The following is a 1017-nucleotide window of genomic DNA, read 5'->3' as shown; positions in this document are numbered from 1 at the left end:
GGTGGTGCACCCCAAAAGTTAGAGGACAAATCTAACGTTTGGGGTGTTTTTATATGAGTAAATATAGTGAGGAATTCAAACGACAACTAGTTGAAGAATATCTTCGAGGATCGATTGGATATGATAAGCTGGCTAAAAAGCATGGCATGCCTGCGAGTTCTCTGATTCGTCGCTGGGTCAATGCTTTTCGTGACTTAGGTCAAAGCGGACTAACACCAAAACGGACACCAACCGCTTACCCTGTTCAATTCAAACGAGATGTATTACACTTTATAAAACTAACAGGAGCTTCTCACCAAGAAGCAGCGAGTCATTTCGGATTAAATAATGCCTCTCTGATTACCAGTTGGAGTCTCTCTCGTGAGAACCTTGGGATGGAAGGCCTGAAACAAAAGCCGAAAGGGCGACCCTCTATGTCTAAGCACTCAAAGAAGAAACCATCAAAACTAGAAAATAAACAAACACGTGAACAAGAGTTAGAGCGTGAAAATGAGGCTCTCCGTTTGGAGAATACCTATTTAAAAAAGTTGAAAGCTTTTCGGGAAGATCCGGAAAAATATCTCGAAAAGCACAAGCAGCGTTGGCATTCGAACTCAAAAAAGAATTCCGATTAAGGGATGTCCTCACTCAAGTGGATCTCCCTGAAGCCACGTATTATTACCAACTAAACCAACTAGATAAAGAGGATCCAGATCATCGCATCAAAAAAGACATTCAAGTTATTTTTGAACAACACGATGGAAACTACGGATACCGTCGGGTTCATGCACAACTTCGTGCCAATGGGCACATGATTAATCATAAAAAGGTTCAACGACTCATGAATGAGCTTGGTCTAAAATCAGAGAACTTTATTCGGAAATCCCGCTATAAATCGTACAAAGGAACTACGGGTAAAGTGGCAGAGAATCGATTAAATCGACGGTTTCACACGCCGATCCCTCTTCAAAAACTAACGACAGATGTCACTGAATTTAAGTGCAAAGGTGGAGAAAAGCTTTATTTCAGTCCAATCAT

General features: G+C 41.2%; 2 protein-coding genes. Both read left to right on the top strand.

What is annotated here, in order from left to right; all coding sequences use genetic code 11:
- Positions 1-53 precede the first annotated feature (53 nt).
- Positions 54-614, top strand: coding sequence for a helix-turn-helix domain-containing protein (locus FN960_RS20680; RefSeq protein WP_143850758.1), 561 nt, complete (start codon positions 54-56; stop codon positions 612-614).
- Between the two features lie 17 nt (positions 615-631).
- Positions 632-1017: IS3 family transposase (locus FN960_RS20675; RefSeq protein ID WP_143850757.1), on the top strand; the 386-nt coding region annotated here is incomplete at its 3' end.

The organism is Alkalicoccobacillus porphyridii (assembly GCF_007293315.1).
In the GTDB taxonomy this organism is placed as follows: Bacteria; Bacillota; Bacilli; order Bacillales; family Bacillaceae_D; genus Alkalicoccobacillus; species Alkalicoccobacillus porphyridii.
This window is presented reverse-complemented; position numbering and strand designations above follow the sequence as displayed.

What these genes read in the sequence shown, in the direction of transcription:
- FN960_RS20680 (WP_143850758.1), top strand. Translation starts at nt 54, where the DNA reads ATGAGTAAATATAGTGAGGAATTCAAACGACAACTAGTTGAAGAATAT.